The sequence below is a fragment of the Acinetobacter sp. SH024 genome (assembly GCF_000163635.1).
In the GTDB taxonomy this organism is placed as follows: domain Bacteria; phylum Pseudomonadota; class Gammaproteobacteria; order Pseudomonadales; family Moraxellaceae; genus Acinetobacter; species Acinetobacter pittii.
Genome location: NZ_GG753600.1, coordinates 1076632 through 1096865 on the forward strand (window position 1 = coordinate 1076632; position 20234 = coordinate 1096865).

19 protein-coding genes are annotated in these 20234 nt (G+C 37.4%); 10 read left to right on the forward strand and 9 right to left on the reverse strand.

Annotated elements, in window-relative coordinates; translation table 11 throughout:
- Positions 1 to 401 precede the first annotated feature (401 nt).
- The 3 genes from HMPREF0013_RS10945 to HMPREF0013_RS10955 all read left to right on the forward strand — a co-directional run bounded on the left by HMPREF0013_RS10945 (position 402) and on the right by HMPREF0013_RS10955 (position 4747).
- The gene (locus HMPREF0013_RS10945) at positions 402 to 1391 is read left to right on the forward strand and encodes a LysR family transcriptional regulator (protein WP_004703082.1); all 990 of its coding nucleotides are present in this window, start codon (positions 402 to 404) and stop codon (positions 1389 to 1391) included.
- Positions 1392 to 1514: 123 nt separating this feature from the next.
- Positions 1515 to 2840 (forward strand): hemolysin family protein, encoded by a 1326-nt coding sequence (locus HMPREF0013_RS10950; RefSeq protein ID WP_002117726.1) that lies wholly within the window; start codon positions 1515 to 1517, stop codon positions 2838 to 2840.
- A 569-nt stretch (positions 2841 to 3409) separates the two neighbouring features.
- The gene (locus HMPREF0013_RS10955) at positions 3410 to 4747 is read left to right on the forward strand and encodes a CitMHS family transporter (RefSeq protein ID WP_005802944.1); all 1338 of its coding nucleotides are present in this window, start codon (positions 3410 to 3412) and stop codon (positions 4745 to 4747) included.
- 42 nt (positions 4748 to 4789) lie between these two features.
- On the opposite strand, the gene HMPREF0013_RS10960 is transcribed toward HMPREF0013_RS10955, so the two are convergent.
- Positions 4790 to 5302, reverse strand: a complete 513-nt coding sequence (locus HMPREF0013_RS10960; RefSeq protein WP_002117749.1) for a hypothetical protein — start codon at positions 5300 to 5302, stop codon at positions 4790 to 4792.
- A gap of 213 nt (positions 5303 to 5515) precedes the next feature.
- Here HMPREF0013_RS10960 and HMPREF0013_RS10965 point away from each other — a divergent pair, with 213 nt between their 5' ends.
- Positions 5516 to 6073, forward strand: coding sequence for a DUF2239 family protein (locus HMPREF0013_RS10965; RefSeq protein WP_005802947.1), 558 nt, complete (start codon positions 5516 to 5518; stop codon positions 6071 to 6073).
- A 53-nt stretch (positions 6074 to 6126) separates the two neighbouring features.
- Here HMPREF0013_RS10965 and cysN read toward each other — a convergent pair whose 3' ends face one another.
- From cysN to lysS, 5 genes are all read right to left on the reverse strand, one after another.
- Positions 6127 to 7740, reverse strand: a complete 1614-nt coding sequence (gene cysN, locus HMPREF0013_RS10970; RefSeq protein ID WP_005802949.1) for a sulfate adenylyltransferase subunit CysN — start codon at positions 7738 to 7740, stop codon at positions 6127 to 6129.
- A 30-nt stretch (positions 7741 to 7770) separates the two neighbouring features.
- Positions 7771 to 8679 carry a sulfate adenylyltransferase subunit CysD gene (gene cysD / locus HMPREF0013_RS10975; RefSeq protein ID WP_000140408.1) on the reverse strand — a complete coding sequence of 303 codons (909 nt, stop codon included), beginning with the start codon at positions 8677 to 8679 and terminating at the stop codon, positions 7771 to 7773.
- Positions 8672 to 8770 (reverse strand): hypothetical protein, encoded by a 99-nt coding sequence (locus tag HMPREF0013_RS24945; RefSeq protein WP_004793966.1) that lies wholly within the window; start codon positions 8768 to 8770, stop codon positions 8672 to 8674. Before HMPREF0013_RS24945 ends, cysD begins: the two co-directional genes overlap by 8 nt.
- Before the next feature lie 288 nt (positions 8771 to 9058).
- Positions 9059 to 10513 (reverse strand): capsule assembly Wzi family protein, encoded by a 1455-nt coding sequence (locus HMPREF0013_RS10980; protein ID WP_005802952.1) that lies wholly within the window; start codon positions 10511 to 10513, stop codon positions 9059 to 9061.
- A 185-nt stretch (positions 10514 to 10698) separates the two neighbouring features.
- Positions 10699 to 12228 carry a lysine--tRNA ligase gene (lysS, locus tag HMPREF0013_RS10985; RefSeq protein ID WP_002117806.1) on the reverse strand — a complete coding sequence of 510 codons (1530 nt, stop codon included), beginning with the start codon at positions 12226 to 12228 and terminating at the stop codon, positions 10699 to 10701.
- 256 nt (positions 12229 to 12484) lie between these two features.
- Here lysS and HMPREF0013_RS10990 point away from each other — a divergent pair, with 256 nt between their 5' ends.
- A complete protein-coding gene (locus tag HMPREF0013_RS10990; RefSeq protein ID WP_005075483.1) occupies positions 12485 to 12973 on the forward strand; it encodes a YqiA/YcfP family alpha/beta fold hydrolase in 489 nt (162 codons plus the stop codon).
- A 15-nt stretch (positions 12974 to 12988) separates the two neighbouring features.
- On the opposite strand, the gene HMPREF0013_RS10995 is transcribed toward HMPREF0013_RS10990, so the two are convergent.
- Entirely contained in the window at positions 12989 to 13429 is a 441-nt protein-coding gene (locus HMPREF0013_RS10995) for an SRPBCC family protein (protein ID WP_005802956.1), read from the reverse strand.
- Positions 13430 to 13875: 446 nt separating this feature from the next.
- Between HMPREF0013_RS10995 and rubA the strand changes: the two genes are divergently transcribed.
- The 4 genes from rubA (at position 13876) to oxyR (ending at position 17228) form a co-directional block, all read left to right on the forward strand.
- Positions 13876 to 14040 (forward strand): rubredoxin RubA, encoded by a 165-nt coding sequence (gene rubA / locus HMPREF0013_RS11000; RefSeq protein ID WP_000760495.1) that lies wholly within the window; start codon positions 13876 to 13878, stop codon positions 14038 to 14040.
- Positions 14041 to 14134: 94 nt separating this feature from the next.
- Positions 14135 to 15316, forward strand: a complete 1182-nt coding sequence (rubB, locus tag HMPREF0013_RS11005) for a rubredoxin reductase RubB (protein ID WP_005075479.1) — start codon at positions 14135 to 14137, stop codon at positions 15314 to 15316.
- Between the two features lie 52 nt (positions 15317 to 15368).
- Positions 15369 to 16313 carry an esterase EstB gene (estB, locus tag HMPREF0013_RS11010; RefSeq protein ID WP_002117541.1) on the forward strand — a complete coding sequence of 315 codons (945 nt, stop codon included), beginning with the start codon at positions 15369 to 15371 and terminating at the stop codon, positions 16311 to 16313.
- A 6-nt stretch (positions 16314 to 16319) separates the two neighbouring features.
- Positions 16320 to 17228 carry a LysR family transcriptional regulator OxyR gene (gene oxyR / locus HMPREF0013_RS11015; RefSeq protein WP_005802965.1) on the forward strand — a complete coding sequence of 303 codons (909 nt, stop codon included), beginning with the start codon at positions 16320 to 16322 and terminating at the stop codon, positions 17226 to 17228.
- A gap of 29 nt (positions 17229 to 17257) precedes the next feature.
- On the opposite strand, the gene HMPREF0013_RS11020 is transcribed toward oxyR, so the two are convergent.
- Positions 17258 to 17848, reverse strand: coding sequence for an SPOR domain-containing protein (locus HMPREF0013_RS11020; RefSeq protein WP_005802968.1), 591 nt, complete (start codon positions 17846 to 17848; stop codon positions 17258 to 17260).
- 57 nt (positions 17849 to 17905) lie between these two features.
- Here HMPREF0013_RS11020 and HMPREF0013_RS24465 point away from each other — a divergent pair, with 57 nt between their 5' ends.
- The gene (locus HMPREF0013_RS24465; RefSeq protein ID WP_078210343.1) at positions 17906 to 18034 is read left to right on the forward strand and encodes a hypothetical protein; all 129 of its coding nucleotides are present in this window, start codon (positions 17906 to 17908) and stop codon (positions 18032 to 18034) included.
- Between the two features lie 60 nt (positions 18035 to 18094).
- Here the strand turns inward: HMPREF0013_RS24465 and ppk1 are convergent, their stop codons facing one another.
- Positions 18095 to 20173: a polyphosphate kinase 1 gene (ppk1, locus tag HMPREF0013_RS11025; RefSeq protein WP_005802970.1), complete on the reverse strand. Its 2079-nt coding sequence runs from the start codon at positions 20171 to 20173 to the stop codon at positions 18095 to 18097.
- Between the last annotated feature and the right edge of the window lie 61 nt (positions 20174 to 20234).

The following is a 20234-nucleotide window of genomic DNA, read 5'->3' on the forward strand; positions in this document are numbered from 1 at the left end:
TAAAACCAAAAACTTTAACACTTTGTTTATAAAAATAAAATTATCCTAAAGGAGTATAGAGTTTTATTCTAAAAACTCAATAAGTCTTATTTTTATACAATTTTTGGAGATTTTCCACTCATTTTTAAATCTAAAAGTCAATTGTAAATTAGGCTATTTTTGCCAATGTAAAAAGTCAATTGATATGCTAGAAATTGAGAAGTTATTCATAAATATATTCTATTTAGATTTCTTTCATTCAAAACTGAGCAAAGACAGTAAAATCGTGCCTTTGAAACGCCTTTCCACCCTACTTAATTCCTACAAAAAATGTCGCTTTTCTCATCATTTTTTCACACAATGATCATTAAATATGGCATAATTTGAAACAATTTCAGGGTTTTATTTTCGGTATTTTTTTTATGAATCTGGAGCGAGTAGATCTTAATCTATTAATATATCTTGATGTACTTCTTCGTGAAAAAAATGTTACGCGCGCAGCCGAACAGCTTGGGGTAACTCAGCCTGCAATGAGTAATATTTTACGTCGCTTACGTAATTTATTTAATGATCCGCTTCTTATCCGTTCTTCCGAAGGGATGACCCCAACAGAACGTGCACTTGAATTACAACCTCGTATTCGTGATGCCCTTTCTGATCTTTCCATGATTTTGGAACCCCGTACCGAATTCCGCCCTTATACAAGTAATCGCGTTTTCCGCATTATGACATCTGACTATGCCGAGGCAACTTTAGTTCCTCGTCTTGTCAAAGCTCTACGCTCTGAAGCTCCAAATGTTGTACTCGACTTTCTTACACCAAGTGATGTGTCTTATAGAGACATGGAACAAGGTAAAGTTGATCTTGCAATTAATAGATTTAATGAAATACCGCAAAGTTTCCACCAAGTTTTAGTTTGGCGTGATAGTTTCAGCTGTATTCTTAATGACAAACACCCTGCTGTAACCCATTTGAATCTTAAAAGTTATCTAGATGCACAGCATATCTGGGTTTCTAAAACTGGTATGGGTGTAGGCTTTGGTGTAAATCCAGATAAACAAGGCGGTTTAGGCTGGATCGATCAGGCATTAGAACGTATTGGTCAACGTCGTAAAATTTCTGTATTTACTCGTCACTACCAAATGCCAGCATTACTTGCTCAAAATGTTGACCTGATTGCCACGCTTCCAACTCGAATGGCACGCCTACAAACTCAAAATCCTAAACTGGTTATAAAAGATCCTCCTTTTTATATTCCAGAATTTGAACTTAAAATGGCTTGGTGCCCATTATTACATCATCACCCAGCTCATCGCTGGTTGCGCCAACTTATTTTATTTGTTGCTCGTCAAATGATTGAAGAAGAAAATCGTGAATTTCTAACCAACAATTCGCAATTTTCTCACTATTAAGTAAATTTTGATTTAATTGTCGATTTTAGACATTATCTTCAAGCGCTGAGCAATCAATCTGATTACCTCAGCGCTTTTTTGTGTTAAAACATAGTCATAATAATGATGAACCTCGGGTGATTTGTGAGTCTCTTTCAAAATATCATTATCATCGTACTGCTCATCATCGCAGCAGGCTTTTTATCTTTAACTGAAATTGCATTGGCTGGCGCCAGAAAAGTAAAGTTAAAAATTTTAGCCGAAGCTGGCGAAGAACGTGCCCAACAAGTACTTGATCTACAAGAACAATCTGCCGATTTTTTTGCAGCTTCTCAAATTGGCCTAAATGCAGTTGCAATTTTAGGCGGTATTTTGGGTGAAGCTGCTTTTCGTCCTTTTTTCGTCACTTTAGTTGACCGCTTTTATGAAGGCCCTTGGACACAAACTATCGGTTTTGCCCTCTCCTTCACTTTAGTAACTTCTCTATTTATTTTATTTGCCGATCTCATGCCAAAACGCTTGGCAATGATTGCACCTGAAAAAATTGCAATTAGCGTTATTAACCCGATTCAAGTTTTTATTAAGGTATGTAAACCCTTAGCTTGGGGAATTAATGCTATTGCGAATCTGTTATTTCGCTTGTTTAAAGTCAATACAACACGCGAAGACAATATTACTTTTGATGATATTTCAGCAGTCATGGATGCAGGTGCTCAAGCTGGCGTACTTCAAAAACAAGAACACCACTTTATTGAGAATGTTTTTGAACTAGAAGAACGTACTGTACCTTCAAGCATGACGACACGCGAAAACGTCGTTTACTTCACCTTAAATGAACATGAAGATAGTATTCGTCAAAAATTAGCAGAATATCCTTACTCGAAATTTTTAGTGTGTAATGAAAATATTGATCAGGTTATTGGTTATGTTGATGCTAAAGATTTCTTAGTACGCATTTTAAATAATCAATCACCAACTCAATTGAATGAGTCTACTATTCGTACTGTACTCATGATTCCCGACACTCTCACACTCTCTGAACTACTTGACCGTTTTCGTTCTACAAAAGAGAAATTTGCTGTCGTTATCAATGAATATGCACTTGTTGTCGGAGTGATTACATTAAGCGATATCATGATCACAGTTATGGGTGATTGGGTTACTCCTATTGAAGAAGAACAGCAAATCATTAAACGTGATAATAACTCATGGTTAATTGATGGCAGTACACCAATTGATGATCTAAGACATGCTCTTGAAATTGATGAAATGCCTGATGAAGAAAACTATGAGACGCTTGCAGGTTTCATGATGTACCGTTTACGCAAAATTCCCCGTCCAGCAGATTTTGTGGAATTTGGTGGATATAAATTTGAAGTTGTCGATGTCGACCATTTTAAAATTGACCAACTTCTTGTAACTCGGATTTTAGAACAAACCGAAACACACTCATCAATTGATGAAAACTAATCGTTATTAATTTAAATGCCCCACAATTTAGCTGGGGTATTTTTTTAAAACTAAATAACTTTTTTAAATATATGTAATAATTATTTTAGATTCATTTATTCAATTTGCTCTTTTAATCTAAAAGTATTATTATTTTATTTAACAACTCTATTAAAGCTTAAATACTGAAAATTAATAAAATAATCTATATCTCTTAACTGCTTATAAAGTGATTAAGCCCCATTTACATTGCAAACAAACTTATGTAGCTTAGCTCAAAGTAAGCCCCTAAATGCTTCTTCTTCTCATTTCACTCATCAAAATATATATAATTAAAAAAAATGCCATATAATTTTTATTTTTATAATACCTTTATATTATTTTATAATAGCATTCATTTATTATAAAACCATTATAATCTTAATATATATGTTCAGTATTTCATCTAAATATACCCATCCAAACGAATATATATTAACCAAATAAACTAAATATATTATTTGTCTTTTTAATAAAAATTAATAAGAATAACCAAGGTCAGAGTTTTGAATAAACTTGTTCAGTAAAACTATAGGCAAAGGATTGATTGTATGCTGACATTACTTGGTGTTGGCATGATTTTGTGCTTCATGTACTTAATCATGTCCAAACGTTTAAGCCCTATTATTGCTTTAATTCTCATCCCGTTTATTTTTTCTCTCATTGCTTGGGGCCTAGGTCATTACTTTGAAAGTTTAAGTCACATTGAACTTAAAGGTCTCAGTGAGATGATGCTGGATGGCATCAAAAAATTAGCGCCAACTGGCGTAATGCTTTTATTCGCAATTTTGTATTTTGCCTTAATGATCGATGCAGGTCTTTTCGACCCCCCGGTTAAATGGATTTTGAAAAAAGTTAAAGGCGATCCTTTAAAAATTACTCTAGGAACTGTCTTTTTAACCACTCTCGTTTCTTTAGATGGTGATGGCTCAACCACCTATATGATCTGTGTGGCTGCAATGTTGCCACTTTATCAACGTCTAGGAATGAACACACTCATCATGACTGCGCTTATGCTGTTATGTAGTGGTGTAATGAACCTAACGCCATGGGGTGGCCCTACTGCTCGTGCTGCAAGTGCGTTACAAGTTGATCCAAGCCATATTTTCGTACCAATGATCCTTCCAATGATCATTAGTATTGGTTGGTTATTCTTCTTGGCATATTTATATGGCCGTTATGAGCAAAAACGTTTAGGCGTGATTGAGCTTGAAAGTCATCATGGTGACAATATTACAGTGTCGAAAGACCCTGAAGCGACGCGTCCACATTTACGTAAAGTAAATATGGTACTTACTATTATTCTCATGATTGCATTAATCAAAGGCATTTTGCCAATGTCAGTGCTATTCATGCTAGCGTTCTGTATTGCAATGCTGATTAACTATCCTGATGTTGATATCCAGAAAAAGCGTATCGCAATGCATGCAGATAGTATTTTAGCTGTTGTAGGTTTAATTTTCGCAGCAGGTATTTTCACAGGTATTCTATCTGGTACAGGTATGGTTGAGGCGATGTCTAAAGAATTCGTCGCAATGATTCCTCCAAGCATGGGTCCATATCTTGCACCGATTACCGCTTTAGTCAGTATGCCTTTGACATTCTTTATGTCAAATGATGCATTCTTCTATGGTGTTTTACCAATTCTTGCTGAAGCGGCTTCACATTACGGTATTAGCCCAGAAGCTATTGCTCGTGCATCAATTGTAGGTCAACCAGTACACTTACTATCGCCTCTTGTTCCATCAACTTACTTGTTATGCGGTCTTGCTAAAGTTGACTTTGCAGATCATCAAAAGTTCACATTTAAATGGGCATTTATAACATGTATGGTTTTGATGGGCACTGCATTAGTGATTGGCGTTTTCCCGCTCTTTAGTACACTTTAATTATTCCCCTATAAATAAAAGCCCCAAACGGGGCTTTTATTTTTATTTATTTATATATTCAATCATGGCGTCTAAGAACGCATGAAAGTGCAAGCTAATATCTTCTTCTAAAATTTTATAGGCATTATCAAATTGCACCATTGGCCAACCTTCTTTCCAAAATGGGAAGATGTCATGTAAGTCATGAGTAACTATTGCATCTTCTCGAACAATCGCTTGTGAAATTTGTGCCAAAACTTGCGCTGTTTCTGCACCATCAATAGCTAAATAATCAATACCACGCGCTTTTAAAATACGAATTCGATCTTTTTTATAGCGAATTTTTTTAGCTTGAGCTGCATTTAAACCTAGTGCAAGAGTAACTGCCTCTACAAACTTTTCTTCAAAATTTGTATTCAGTGCCACTAAAGCCTGTTTATGTGCTTCCTGACGTCCTGCTTTTCCCCCGTTACGGATGATCTCATTTGCTTCCGTATCTAGCTTATCTTTTTTCATCGACTGTAAAATGTCTAAAATTTCGATATCGCTTAAAGATTCAGGAGATTGCTCAAACATAGGAGTCTCTATACATACAACTAAAGGCGTATTCTCTCATAAAAGCGATACTAAAACAGAGTAAAATTTTAAATAGCTCATTATCTTGACTATTTTTATAGTCCTAACTTCATAGACTACACTCATAAAATCAAATAATTCTTTGGTTATAATTTTAATTATTTGCCAAATTAATTTTACCCTGATAATATTATTTTACCCAGATAAAAATATATGGCTAAAATGAATACTAAAATCACCTATACTGCCTTCACTGGAAGCACGCTTATTGCGAGTGACTCCCTTATTGAACTTGCAAAAAAACTCAAAGATCTTCCGAAAACAACGGAAAATATTCTGATTTTTAATGATCAAACAGGTCAACAAATTGATCTTGATCTTTCTGGTTCGGAACAAGAATTTCATCAACGTTATGGTGAACCGGAAGAAATTAAAAAAGTTGGACGACCTAAACTCGGAGTAATTTCTCGTGAAATCACTTTACAGAAAAAACATTGGAATTGGTTAGATCAACAAAGTGCGAGTGCATCAGCAGTAATTCGTAAGTTAATTGATAAAGAGTTAAATAACCCAAATTCTGAAGGTAATATTATGCTCGCTAAACAAGCCATCGACCGTTTTATGTCTGCCATGTTGGGCAATATGCCAAATTACGAAGAAGCAACACGTGCCTTATATCAAGGTGATCGAGATATATTTTTAAAGATGATTCAGAGCTATCCTAAAGATTTAAGAGAATATTTAACTTTAAAAGCTCAAAGTATTTTCTAAACCCAATAAAAAAAACCCGCTTAGGCGGGTTTTTTCAAAATTAATTCAGCCTATTAAAGACGGACTAATTCAACAACTTTTTCAACTGCTTCTTCAACGGTTTCAGCAGTAACTTCTGTATCTGTGCCATCCACAGCCGTAGTAATAACTACAACACCTGTCTCACGCAATAAAGTAATTTGCTCAGCAGTTAAGTTGGCTTTTGCAATCGCAACTACACCTTGTTGGATCAATAAGCTTTCTAAAACTTGAGATTTCTCGATTAACTGTGCAGAAATCCCAATCACCGCTGGCTTTTGGCCCAAACGTGCAGCACGATCTTCAGCTGTTACAGGATTACTATGTGCAGTCCATTCAACAGCAGCCTCAACCATACCAGCACCAACCGTTACGTTGCTTAAGCGGTCAATGAAGATGAATGAACCTGTATAACGAGAATCTTGATATTGATCAAACACAACTGGCGCATCGAACTCAACTACAACATCTGCAATTGCATTTAACTCAAGCTCTTCCACATGAGTATGTTCAAGTGTATTCACATTCACTCGATAGTGAATATTAGTGACTTTAGCAGGAACAGTCTGGGTACCAATCTTAACGTTGTATAACTTACCTTTCACGAGCGGATGCTCATTCATCCACACCACTGAAGCACGAACACTACGTGAAATTAATGGTTGCTCGCCAGCACGTACCAAAACGTTACCACGGCTAATATCAATTTCATCATTGAGGGTCAATGTAACCGCTTGACCCGCTACAGCCTGCTCAAGGTTTCCATCAAAAGTAACGATTTCTTTAACTGTTGAACGCTTACCTGATGGCAGTGCAACAATCTCATCACCAACATTGATTTCACCTAAAGCAACGGTACCCGCAAAACCACGGAAATCAAGATTTGGACGGTTTACATACTGAACAGGGAAACGGAATTCGTGTTTATTCGATTCACGACTGATTTCCACCGACTCAAGAATGCTCATCAAGGTTTGACCCTTGTACCACGGCGTATGAGCTGACGGATTCACAACATTATCGCCATTTAAGGCAGAGATTGGTACAAACTGAATATTGGCTGGACGACGATCACCTAATTGGCTTACGAAAGCATCATATTCAATCTGAATTTCAGTGAAACGTTCAGGTGAATATTCAACCAAGTCCATCTTATTGATTGCAACAACGATATTTTTAATACCAAGCAAACTCGCAATAAACGTATGGCGACGAGTTTGAGTTTGTACACCATAACGCGCATCAATCAAGATGATTGCCAAGTCCGCAGTTGACGCACCTGTTGCCATGTTACGTGTATATTGCTCATGCCCTGGGGTATCAGCAATAATAAACTTACGCTTTTCTGTTGAGAAATAACGGTAAGCTACGTCAATGGTAATACCTTGTTCACGTTCTGCTTGAAGGCCATCTACTAGTAACGCCAAGTCTGGTGCATCACCCGTAGTTCCTACTTTTTTACTGTCACGCGTTACTGCTTGCAATTGATCTTCATAAATCAATTTTGAATCGTAGAGTAAACGTCCAATAAGCGTACTTTTACCATCGTCTACGTTACCGCAAGTCAAAAAGCGTAGAAGGTCTTTTTGTTCATGTTGCTTTAAATAGGCCAAGATATCTTGACTGATTAATTCTGATTGATGAGACATTGCTCAAACTCCACAAATTTAGAAATTGTCTTAGAAATAGCCTTCTTGCTTTTTCTTTTCCATTGAGCCCGCTTCATCATGGTCAATCATACGACCTTGACGCTCAGAACTCGTGGCTAAAAGCATCTCTTGGATAATTTCAGGTAACGTATCTGCTTCAGACTCAACTGCACCAGTTAACGGGTAACAGCCAAGCGTACGGAAACGTACAGACTTCATCTGTGGAACTTCACCCTCTTTTAGACGCATACGCTCATCATCAACCATGATTAACGTACCGCTACGCTCTACTACTGGACGAACAGCAGAGAAATAAAGAGGAACGATTTGAATATTTTCTAAATAGATATATTGCCAGATATCCAACTCAGTCCAGTTAGATAAAGGGAATACACGAATACTTTCGCCTTTGTTCACTTTACCATTGTAAAGGTTCCAAAGTTCAGGACGTTGGTTTTTAGGATCCCAACGATGTTTACTATCACGGAATGAATATACGCGCTCTTTCGCACGTGATTTTTCTTCGTCACGGCGCGCACCACCAAAAGCAGCATCGAACTGATATTTATCCAAAGCCTGTTTTAAAGCCTGGGTTTTCATAATATCCGTATATTTCGAACTGCCATGATCAAATGGGTTGATTCCTGCTTCACGGCCTTCTTTATTCTGATGAACAATTAAATCAAAACCATGTGTTTTTGCCATGTTATCGCGAAACGCGATCATGTCTTTAAACTTCCAGCCCGTATCTACATGTAATAAAGGGAAAGGAAGTTTTGCAGGATAAAATGCCTTCAATGCAAGATGAAGCATCACAGCCGAGTCTTTACCAATTGAGTAAAGCATGACTGGATTTTCAAATTCTGCGGCTACTTCACGGATAATATGAATACTCTCAGCTTCAAGTTGCTTGAGATGTGTAAGTCTTGATTCAGTCATGAACACGCCCTTCTCTATCCATTTTGCCCATAAAATCTAGAAGTAGTATTAAACCACCACCTAGAAGACCATGTGGAGGAACGAGTGCCATAACAACTCCAATTTTTCGTGATAGATAATCAAACCACAAGCCTTTATATGGCTTATAGCATTAGTTATGCATTATAGTGATTTAAAACCGATTCCTTTTGCTTGTTTTTTCATATTGATATTCGATTTAATCATATACATGTAATATGCTGATTCACATGCATAACTTTGTAATCCTAGCTTGTATAGTCAACTTAAGCAAATCATGTTCTAGTCTTTAGATTTCTTTAAAAACCATAAAAAAAGAGAAGCATTAATCGCTTCTCTTTTTTTAAAACATAATCTAATCTTAGAAACCAAACATTTTACGTTCTAATGGAATTTCAATACCAATAGATGCGCCTACATCATTACCCTCAAGATCCGAATCACTTACCCATCCATTAATTTTTAATGGAAGATCAGGTTTGATGAAATGCGTCCATGTTAAATCAAGCGCTTTAATTTCATCATCTTTAGGGAATGCTTTATTGATTGCCAAGTTAGATTGGTTAACTTTAACCACCATTGCACGACCACTTAAACGGTTCATGACATCAAAGCGGATATCACCACCCACTGAATACATTTGCCCGTCACCACCCATCGCATGACCTAACGAGAAACCATGTTGATAATAGCCATCTGTATATTGGTGGTGATTATATGAAATCCCTCTTGCATCACCATTTGTACGTGTATCTGCCCATTCAGCATAGAGTTGATAAGGCATATTATTAACTATTGAAGAATAATCTGCTCCAGCCAAATACATTTTTTTAGATGGTAAACCACCCGCCTCATCTTCCCCTACATATTGCCCGTAAACACTGACTGGGATATTAAACAACGGTTGTAATTGTAAACGAGCATCAAAACCTGCTAACTGATTAGATGCATTATCTTCGCCCACACAACTACTTTCAGTACAACCATTATCTTTACCGATAATCGCATTCCAATAGGCTTTAAAACTATTTGGCTGACCATCTCCACCAATTTGAATCGCTCTAGAAGCACCAAGTTCTAAAGCAGGATATGGTTGTGCAGTTAAACGCATCCCAATTAATTTTGCATTATGTATTTTATAATCATCTAATTGACCAGCAAAAGCTTGGTATTGCCAAGGTCCAATCCAAGACAACCATTTTGTCTCAAAAGCATTTTGCACAGCACGTTGTGCAGTTACCCCATAAACTGGTCGACTAGCATCACCACGAATTAAGCTACCATCGTGTCCAGGTCCCCACCATGTTGGAATTTGACCTGCAACTACCCATTGATTCCAAAGTTTACCAGCGACATATGAACCTTCAACATTAACGTCTTGTCCATTATCAATTTGAGGATCTTTTTCTGCATTTACTCGGATTTTAGCATCCCAGTTTTCACCGCCAGCATTAAACTCTAATGAACCTTGGTACTGTGATTTTTGGTTATCGCCAAATGCTTGTGGAATATTTTTAATATCAGATTCAGCAAAAGCACCCACTTTAACTGTATTGTTATCTGCTTTTAACGCATTAAGTACTGAATTAATAACTTTTTGTTGAGCTGGATGCGTCACTTTTGCTTGAGAAAGTGCTCTTTGAATTTCATCACCACTTAACGGCCAAGTTGAAGTGCTAATACTGATAACACCTTGTTGATTTAACCAGTTTAAGTCGGTACGTAAGTCTTCATTATTTAGCACTAAACCTTGTGCAAAAATAGCGGATGAAGCAGTTGCCAATATTGCAATTGAAAGTGTTTTTCTTAGAAACATGCCAGCCAATTCTCAAAGTTATTTATGAGCAACACCTTAAATTTTTTATCACAACTTTGCAATTGTTAAACTGTGCAATTACATTTTTTAACGCTATCTTAAGATTAGTATAATTAGGTAAGTTTCTAGATATAAAAAGTAATAAAAAAGGCAGTATAAATACTGCCTTTTTGCATCTTAGAAGATTAACCTTCTTTACGGCGCATATGCGGGAATAAAATTACATCACGAATACTTGGTGCGTCAGCAAATAACATAACCAAACGGTCAATACCAATACCTTCACCTGCTGTTGGAGGTAAACCATATTCAAGTGCTTCAACAAACTCTGCATCGTAATGCATTGCTTCATCATCACCAGCGTCTTTTTCAGCAACTTGCGCTTGGAAACGCTCAGCTTGATCGATTGGGTCATTTAACTCGCTGAAGCCATTTGCTAACTCACGACCACCGATGAAGAATTCAAAACGATCTGTAACGTGTGGATTGTCATCATTACGACGCGCCAATGGAGAAGTTTCCGCTGGGTAATCAGTAATAAATGTTGGCTGACGAAGTTTAGTTTCAACAGTTTCTTCAAATACGATTGTTTGAAGCTTACCTAAACCAAAACCTGGCTTAACCTCTTCTTTCAACTCTTCACGAATAAATTTTGCAAGAAACTCGCGATCACCTACATTTTCAGGTGTGAACTGCGGATTATTCTCTAAGATCGCATCGAACATAGAGATTTTCTTGAATGGTCCTTTGAAGCTAAATACTTCACCTTGGTAAGGAACATCAGTTGTACCTAGAATATCCAAAGCCAACTTTTCAAGCATATTTTCAGTCAATGCCATTAGGTCTTTATAATCAGCATATGCCTGATAAAACTCGATCATCGTGAATTCAGGGTTGTGACGTGTTGACACCCCTTCATTACGGAAGTTACGGTTGATTTCAAACACACGCTCAAAACCACCCACAACTAAACGCTTCAAATAAAGTTCAGGCGCAATACGTAAGAATAAAGGCATATCCAAAGCATTGTGATGTGTTTCGAATGGACGTGCAGAAGCACCACCTGGAATCACATGCATCATTGGCGTTTCAACTTCCATGAAACGCTCATTGTTTAAGAATGCTCGAATACCTGCAACAACTTTGGCACGGATTTCAAAAGTCTTACGTGTTTCTTCATTCACAATTAAGTCAAGGTAGCGTTTACGGTACTTAACTTCTGTGTCATTTAAGCCATGAAATTTATCTGGTAACGGACGAAGAGATTTTGTAAGAAGTTCAAAACCTTCAAGATGAACATATAAGTCACCTTTGCCTGAACGTCCGATATAACCTTCGGCAGCAATAATGTCACCAAGATCTAAACCTTTAATAGTTTCAAGAATATCTTTTGGTAAGCCTTTACGGTCAACATATAACTGAATACGACCTGTCATGTCTTGAATCACCATGAAAGAACCACGGTTTAACATGACACGGCCAGCCACTTTTACATAGACATGCTCAGCGCTTTCAATTTGTTCTTTCGACTGATCTTTAAATTGTTCTTGTAGATCAGCTGCGTAATGTTCACGCTTAAAAGTATTTGGCCAAGGACTCTTTCCAGTTTCCTTCGCAACATCTTGGATTTGCTTTAATTTGGCATGACGCTGTGCAATTAAATCGTTTTCGGAAATAGTTGGTTCAGAAGTCGATTGAGCGTTTTGTTGCGTCATCTCTGCCTCGATTAAGTAAAAATGAAGTGGCATAGCTTAACAGATTGCAGGAGTTTTTCGAATGATTTCAATCAAACAAAAATGAAAAAAGACAATTTATAGAAAAGAGCAGTACTTTTTAAAGGAAAAATGACTTAGACCAATCGCTAAGATCATTTTTTAAAGCTTTTAGTAAAATATAAAAAAATCCAAATAACCTCGATATTCAAAGGCCCTATTTGCCTTGTATTTTATCAATGAGATTGTGTCGTAAATAATGAAAATTTTATTTTTACATGGCTTGGATTCTTCTCGTGAATCGACAAAGTTCCACGCCATTTCACATCCTGAAAAATTTTGTATTGACGTTGATTATCGTAACTTAAGTTATGCATCTGTTGAGTACTTTTATCATCAGGCTATTCAGACGATCAAACCTGATTTACTGGTTGGTCACAGCCTTGGAGGATATTGGGCCTTAAAAACTGCCGCTCAACATAAATTAGCTGTGATTGTGGCAAATCCAAGTCTTACCCCTAATTTTCGGGCAGACTACCCTCAGCTTTCCGAAGAAGAACTTACTCACTCTAATCCTAAAATGGCTTATTTAGAATTAGGAGATGAGCAACTTGATATGTATCAGGTTCAAGAAAAACTTGCGCCCTACATGAATATTGAAACCTTTGAAGGCGGACATCATCGTTTGGCCTATCCTTCTCGCCTCAATGATTTGATTATGAAAATTTATAAAAAATATTTGGCTTAAATTAATGCAGATTGCCTATTTTTCTTCTGCCAATTTCTTGATTACGTCAAATCCTTGAACGAAGCCACTTTTCAACATACCCATGTATTCAGGTAAGGTGGCTAATTCGACTTTTAAAGTAGTTACACTATCGTGCTGGCTCAAAAAATATTTTTCTTGGGAACCACTCCAGCCTTTAACTTCTTCTCTTTCTAAATCTTCCTTACCGTCCTTAATCATTCCTAAATGTTTAAAAATCAAGATTTCCGGCTTTTTCAATTCTTCAATGGTGGAAACCATGCCATTGCCTTCGCCATCTAAGAAATAAGTTTTACCACCAATTTGCCAATCGGTACACATTGAGGAATCTGGGGCAAAAAATTTTGTCCAAGCATTATATGTCTCGCTATTCCAAAGTAATTCCCATACTTTCTCTATAGGCGCCTCAATCTCTACTTCATATTCTAAATTTTCCATATTTTACTTCCCTGATTTATGCCGTTTTTATGATGTCGACTTTTAATTTTCGCGTTTAATGATGACATCTGTTGAATCTTTATTTGTTGTTATTTAGCTTTCTTATTATATAAATCTTTTAAATGAGAAGGCACTTTTTATTTCTCAATAATTTCACAAACAACATTAAGTTTAAAATTAACGTTAAGAATGTATTAGTTATTATTAGTTTATGCCCAAGTTTTGCCTAAAAAACCACTTATTTGTCCTAACCTGCCATTCATCTTTGCTTACGAATGATTAAACTCCGTTATTTGCTTTACATTAAATGTAGAACTGCGTAAAAATTTGATATCCGATCAAAGGCACATTGGTTATTATTGACCGGATCGTGGTTACATTATTAATAGATGGAATAGTTTTACTGAAAGGCAGCTTTGAGCAAACTTATCAGTGCGGAGAGTCTCATGAAAAAATATCAATGTATCGTTTGTGGATGGATTTACGATGAAGCAGAAGGTTGGCCACAAGACGGCATTGCAGCTGGAACAAAATGGGAAGATATCCCTGATGACTGGACTTGCCCTGATTGCGGCGTTTCAAAAGCTGACTTCGAAATGATCGAAATCTAATGATTTAAAGCAAAAGGCCATGATTGACATGGTCTTTTTTACGAATATTACCCATTACCGTATTAATTAAACAATTCTAACTCTGGAGAGAAAAATGCATCCTATCGTCATTATCGGATCAGGCATGGCGGGTTATACCTTAGCACGTGAGTTTCGTAAGCTTAGCCCAGAGCAAGAACTTGTGATGATTTGTGCGGATGATGCAGTGAATTATGCAAAACCAACATTATCAAATGCATTTGCAGGTAAAAAAGCACCTGAACAGATTGCTTTAGGTGATGCTGCTAAAATGGGTGCCCAACTCAATATGCGTATTGAGCCTTTCACTTTTGTAAAAGAAATTTTAGCTGAACGTCATGAGCTTGTTCTTGAGAAAGATGGGGTAACTTCGAATCAACCCTATTCAAAACTGATTTTAGCTGTTGGTGCTAACCCAATTCGTCTTGCAATTGCAGGCGATGGTAGTGATGACATTCATGTAGTGAACTCGCTAATTGATTACCGTGCTTTCCGTGAAAATCTAGCTCAACGTAAAGACAAACGTGTTGTTATTTTAGGTGCTGGTTTAATTGGTTGTGAATTCGCCAATGACTTACTTCATAGTGAATATGACATTACTGTCATTGATTTGGCACCTCAACCATTAGGTCGCTTATTGCCAGGTCATATTGCTTCTGCATTCCAGCAAAATCTCGAAGAGGCTGGTGTTAAATTTGCATTAGGCACAACCGTTGAAAAAGTCAGTAAAATTAATAATGGCGAAGATTATGCGATTACACTCGCAAACGGCCAAACTTTGGTAGCCGACATCGTTCTTTCAGCGATTGGTTTACAGCCAAATATTTCACTTGCTAAAAGTGCAGATATTCAAACAAGCCGTGGCATTATTACCAATAGTTTACTTGAAACAAATCAAGCCGATATTTATGCGATTGGCGATTGCGCTGAAGTAAATGGCACGCTACTTCCGTATGTAATGCCGATTATGCAGCAAGCTCGTGCTCTTGCAAAAACCCTCAGCGGACAACAAACTGCCGTGCACTACCCTGCTATGCCAGTTGCAGTAAAAACTCCTGCAGCTCCACTTACAGTGTTACCAGCTCCAATGAATGTAGAAGTGAACTGGGAAACAGAAGAGTTCGACGATGGTATGCTTGCTAAAGCAATTGACAATGAAGGAACATTGCGTGGTTTCGTATTGTTAGGTGCAACAGCAGGTAAACAACGCTTAACTTTAACAAAGCTTGTTCCAGATCTTATTCCAGCCCAAGCATAAGGTTTGAATCAGGAATACTCTTTTGTGAGTATTCCTTTAAGGAATGAATAACATGAATAGTGCCTTACAGTTTAACATTTCGCCGTACACATCTTTCATGCAAGAAACCAAGGTCAACTTAGGCAATGGTATTGAGCTACATGTAGAAGTAGGTGGAAAACCGGAACATCCAACCATTTTGCTGATTATGGGTCTTGGCGCTCAAATGCTTTTCTGGCCGGATTTCTTCTGTAAATCACTCATTGATCAAGGTTTTCGTGTTATTCGTTTTGATAACCGCGATATTGGCCTTTCTTCAAAAGTACGTCATGAAGGTAAACGGTTAAATACGGTTAAATTGATGGGTCGCTTTGCGCTCGGACTAAGTAATCAAGGTGCCCCTTATACTCTGCATGATATGGCAGATGATGTATCAATGCTTATTGACCGCTTAGGCGTGACTAAAACACATGTCATTGGTGCATCAATGGGCGGGATGATCGCTCAAATTCTTGCAGCAAAATATCCTGAAAAGGTTGAGAAATTGGGACTCATGTTTACAAGTAATAATCAGCCTTTTTTACCCCCTCCTTTTCCGAAACAGCTTTTGAGTTTAATTGGCAAACCTGAGTCACGTGACGAAGATGGTATTGTTAATCACAGTTTAAAATTATTTCAATTGATTGGTTCACCTGGTTACGTCAACCAGATTGAAGCAATGCAAACTGCACGCAAACTTTATCAACGTAGCTATTATCCTGCTGGTGTACTTCAACAGTTTTTAGCAATATTATGTACAGGCTCCTTACTTCAACTGGACCGTGAAATTAAGCAACCCGCGTTAGTCTTACATGGCTCTCGTGATCGCTTACTTCCACCTAGTCATGGTAAGGCTGTAGCAAAAGCAATTTCCGGTGCTAAGTTTGAATTAATTGATGGAATGGGGCATGATATCCCTGCACATTTTATTCCTCAGCTTAGCGGTTTATTTGCGCATCATTTTAAATCATCATACTAGGACACTATGGCTGCATTACCCTCACTAAGACAGCTATCATATTTAGTTACGTTGTCGGAAACTTTGCATTTTACTGAAGCAGCACGCCGCTCTTTTGTCACGCAATCGACGTTATCAGGCGGCATCATGGAGCTTGAACGATTGTTAGGTGGCGTTCTGGTAGAGCGTGACCGTCAGAATGTGCGTTTAACACCATTGGGTGAACAAGTTGTTGCTCGTGCCCGTGTACTACTAGCAGATGCTCAAGATTTAATGCGTTTGAGCCGTGAAATGAGTGAACCGTTAACAGGCGATTTGCATTTGGGAGTTATCCCAACCATTGCACCTTTTATCCTGACACGGTTACTTGATGAAGTGCATCAGCAGTTACCTAAAATTCAGTTGCATCTGCATGAAGCTCAAAGTGAAAAAATTGTAGAGCGTCTAGAACACGGTAATCTAGACATGATTGTTCTTGCTCTACCGTTTGATACCAGAGGCCTAAAAGTCGCTGAAATCTCGAAAGAAAATTTGTACCTTGTATGTAGTAAGCAAGATACAAATGCTTTGCAAGCAAACTCACTAGATGATCTTGATTTATCGAGATTAATTTTGCTTGAAGAAGGCCACTGTTTACGTGACCACGTTTTAAGTGCATGCCCTATCGGTGAACGTAAAAATGACAACCGTTTAAAAGCAAGCTCTTTACCAACTTTAGTTGAAATGGTTTCTTCTGATTTAGGTTTTACGCTTTTACCAGAAATTGCAATTGAAAATAGTATGATCAAGTTTAATGATCAAATTACTGCAAAACCAATTGAAGATGCTCCAAGCCGCATTTTAGCATTAGTCACTCGTAAAAGTACGCCGCTACAAAGTGAATTTGACGTATTACTGCAAATTATGCAGAAAATCACCACGAATTTACATGAATAAAAAAAGGAGTCTTCGGACTCCTTTTTGTTTTACTGAGCTGTAAGCGATGCCCACTTAAACACCCAAGCAGACGGCATATTCAAACTATTATCGGCAATAATTTTTTCTCTAATAATTTGTGCGATAGCATAGTCATTGGCTGGGTCTATCATGACGCGTATTCCTTTAGTGGTTGAACTAGTGACAACCTTATAGCCTTTTGCTTCAAGCTGAGATTGAACCCGATTTGCTTTATTTTGATTAGCTGCTAATGCAACCTGAACCATCCACTTTTTTTCACCATTTTCTAAAATTTCTTTAGCGATCGCAGCATCAAGTTGTTTTTTATTTTCAGAATTTTTCTTTTCTTCTACTTTTTTTGTGTGAACTTCCTCATTTTTCTTTTGCGTTAAAAACTCATCTTGCTTTTGTTTTCTTTTTTGGATGATTATTGTTTTATTCCTTACCTCACTCTTTTTAGTTTTATCACTGGAAACGGGTGCAAAATAAGGATATATCGCTTGATCATCAAACCTTTGAAATACGATGATATCCCCATAACACTTCTGATCTGCATAGGCGGTCACTGGCATTATCCCCAAAAGTATTCTAATAAGTAAATTTCTAATAAAGCATTGCATCTTATTCATTTACCGAAGTTAAGTATATTTAATGCGGCGTATTAAAGTAGATTTCACATGATTTGTATATTTATAAAATTCAATGTTTTATGGAAAAAATCACATATTTTAAAAACATCTTGCTGTGCTTCAACTTATTATCGTATACCCAACAACCATTTAGAAAAACTAATTAAATTATTTTGAATTTCAGTGAATTAAAAAAGCCGACATTTTGTCGGCTTTTTTAATTAAATTTAAAACTTATTATTTAATCATTTCTAATAGTGCTCTTTGAGCATTATGCAATTTTTCACCCTCTGCTGGCTCAGCACGTACCCAAGTACCATCTGACTGTAACAACCAAGCTTGCTGGTTATCTTGCAAATAGTTCACTAGGCCTTGTTGATAAATACGTTTTTTCAATGCAGGATCTTCCACAGGAAAACATGCTTCAACACGGTTAAATAAATTACGATCCATCCAGTCTGCGCTTGAGCAGTAAATACGCGCATCACCATTATTGCTGAAGTAATAAACACGGGTATGTTCAAGGAAGCGCCCTACAATTGAACGTACACGAATATTTTCTGATAAGTTAGGCAAACCTGGACGTAAACAGCAAATAGAACGAATAATCAAATCAATCTGAACACCTGCTTGAGATGCTTCATATAATTTATTGATCAATTGAACTTCCGTTAAGGCATTCACTTTCACAATAATTTGAGCTTTACGTCCTGCCTTAGCATTGGCAATTTCTTCATCAATAAAGTTGATGAGCTGAGCATGTAAGGTAAATGGTGCATGTAATAGCTTTTTCAATTTCGCCATTTTGCCCATACCAGTCAACTCTTGGAAGATACGATGCACGTCTTCACAGAGATCTTTATCGGTCGTCATGAGACCATAATCGGTATAAATTCGAGCATTCATTGCATGGTAGTTACCAGTGCCTAAATGAACGTAACGCACAAGTTTGTTATTTTCACGGCGCACCACCATAATCATTTTGGCGTGAGTTTTATAACCAACAATACCGTAAACAACGACAGCCCCCGCTTCTTGTAAAACGTTAGCTACTTCAATATTTGATTCTTCATCAAAGCGGGCACGCAATTCAATAACTGCGGTCACTTCTTTTCCATTACGCGCTGCTTCCGCCAAAATCTGTACAATTTCAGAGTCAGCACCACTACGGTAAAGCGTCTGCTTAATTGCCAATACTTGTGGATCGCGAGCAGCTTCACGAAGTAGCTGAATCACGGGTGCGAAAGATTCAAAAGGATGATGAAGTAAAATGTCTTGCTTCTGCATTGCAGAGAAAATGTTCTCGGTCTTTTTAAACACTTTAGGCACAATCGGCGTATGCGAGTCATAACGCAAATGAGGGCGTTTAAAATTTGAAACCAGACGAGCTAAGTTTACAGGTCCATCAACTTTGTATAACTGCTCATCGGTTAAATCAAATTCTTCTAATAAGTACTCATAAATATGCTGCGGACAGTTATGAGTTACTTCTAAGCGAACAGCACGGCCAAAACGTCGAGAACTTAATTCACCTTTTAAAGCTTTTGCTAAATCTTCAACATCTTCATTTAATGCCAAGTCTGCATTACGTGTAACACGGAATTGATAACATCCTGTTGCTGTCATGCCAGGGAACAAATCGGACACATGCTCATGGATAATTGCAGATAGCATGACGTGATGTTCTTTACCACCTGTTAACTCATCTGGCAGTCGTACAACGCGAGGTAATGAACGTGGGGCTGGAACCACGGCTAAATCAATTTGACGGCCAAAAGCATCTTTACCTTCTAAGGTAATAATAAAGTTTAAGCTCTTGTTTACGAGACGTGGGAACGGATGCGCTGGATCTAAGCTAATTGGGGTTAATACAGGTGCAACTTGTTCTTGAAAATACTTCTTAATCCAAGCTGACTGTGCTGGCGTTAGTTCACCACGACGGAGGAAGCAAATATCTTCTTCACGTAATTTAGGTAAGATTTCTTCATTTAAAATACGATATTGACGTTCAATCGCAGCGTGAGCAGTTTCAGAGATTTTTTGTAAGACTTGTCTTGGCGTCAAACCATCAGGGCTACGACTCTCATTGCCCAGAGAAAATTGCTCCATCACCCCTGCAACACGAATTTCGAAAAACTCGTCTAGATTACGTGAAAAAATGAGCAAGAAATTCATTCGCTCAAGTAATGGATGTAAAGGGTCTACCGCTTGCTCCAATACACGCAAATGGAAGTCAAGAATAGACAATTCACGATTTATGTAACGGTCATTATAACTATATTCTGTTGGGGTCGTTGGTGTAATCGCTGTATTCATGTCTAACTCAATTCTCTATCCAGCCAAAATCTCTATAAAACAGTATGCTGCAAAAATATGA

Bases quoted from the DNA above. Each gene is read 5' to 3' on its own strand.
- ppk1 (WP_005802970.1), bottom strand. From the start codon at position 20,173: ATGAATACAGCGATTACACCAACGACCCCAACAGAATATAGTTATAAT.
- oxyR (WP_005802965.1), top strand. From the start codon at position 16,320: ATGGCTGCATTACCCTCACTAAGACAGCTATCATATTTAGTTACGTTG.
- rubB (WP_005075479.1), top strand. From the start codon at position 14,135: ATGCATCCTATCGTCATTATCGGATCAGGCATGGCGGGTTATACCTTA.
- HMPREF0013_RS10960 (WP_002117749.1), bottom strand. From the start codon at position 5,302: ATGTTTGAGCAATCTCCTGAATCTTTAAGCGATATCGAAATTTTAGAC.
- lysS (WP_002117806.1), bottom strand. From the start codon at position 12,228: ATGACGCAACAAAACGCTCAATCGACTTCTGAACCAACTATTTCCGAA.
- HMPREF0013_RS10965 (WP_005802947.1), top strand. From the start codon at position 5,516: ATGGCTAAAATGAATACTAAAATCACCTATACTGCCTTCACTGGAAGC.
- cysD (WP_000140408.1), bottom strand. From the start codon at position 8,679: ATGACTGAATCAAGACTTACACATCTCAAGCAACTTGAAGCTGAGAGT.
- rubA (WP_000760495.1), top strand. From the start codon at position 13,876: ATGAAAAAATATCAATGTATCGTTTGTGGATGGATTTACGATGAAGCA.
- HMPREF0013_RS24945 (WP_004793966.1), bottom strand. From the start codon at position 8,770: ATGGCACTCGTTCCTCCACATGGTCTTCTAGGTGGTGGTTTAATACTA.
- HMPREF0013_RS11020 (WP_005802968.1), bottom strand. From the start codon at position 17,848: ATGCAATGCTTTATTAGAAATTTACTTATTAGAATACTTTTGGGGATA.
- cysN (WP_005802949.1), bottom strand. From the start codon at position 7,740: ATGTCTCATCAATCAGAATTAATCAGTCAAGATATCTTGGCCTATTTA.
- HMPREF0013_RS10990 (WP_005075483.1), top strand. From the start codon at position 12,485: ATGAAAATTTTATTTTTACATGGCTTGGATTCTTCTCGTGAATCGACA.
- estB (WP_002117541.1), top strand. From the start codon at position 15,369: ATGAATAGTGCCTTACAGTTTAACATTTCGCCGTACACATCTTTCATG.
- HMPREF0013_RS10945 (WP_004703082.1), top strand. From the start codon at position 402: ATGAATCTGGAGCGAGTAGATCTTAATCTATTAATATATCTTGATGTA.
- HMPREF0013_RS10995 (WP_005802956.1), bottom strand. From the start codon at position 13,429: ATGGAAAATTTAGAATATGAAGTAGAGATTGAGGCGCCTATAGAGAAA.
- HMPREF0013_RS10955 (WP_005802944.1), top strand. From the start codon at position 3,410: ATGCTGACATTACTTGGTGTTGGCATGATTTTGTGCTTCATGTACTTA.
- HMPREF0013_RS10980 (WP_005802952.1), bottom strand. From the start codon at position 10,513: ATGTTTCTAAGAAAAACACTTTCAATTGCAATATTGGCAACTGCTTCA.
- HMPREF0013_RS24465 (WP_078210343.1), top strand. From the start codon at position 17,906: ATGATTTGTATATTTATAAAATTCAATGTTTTATGGAAAAAATCACAT.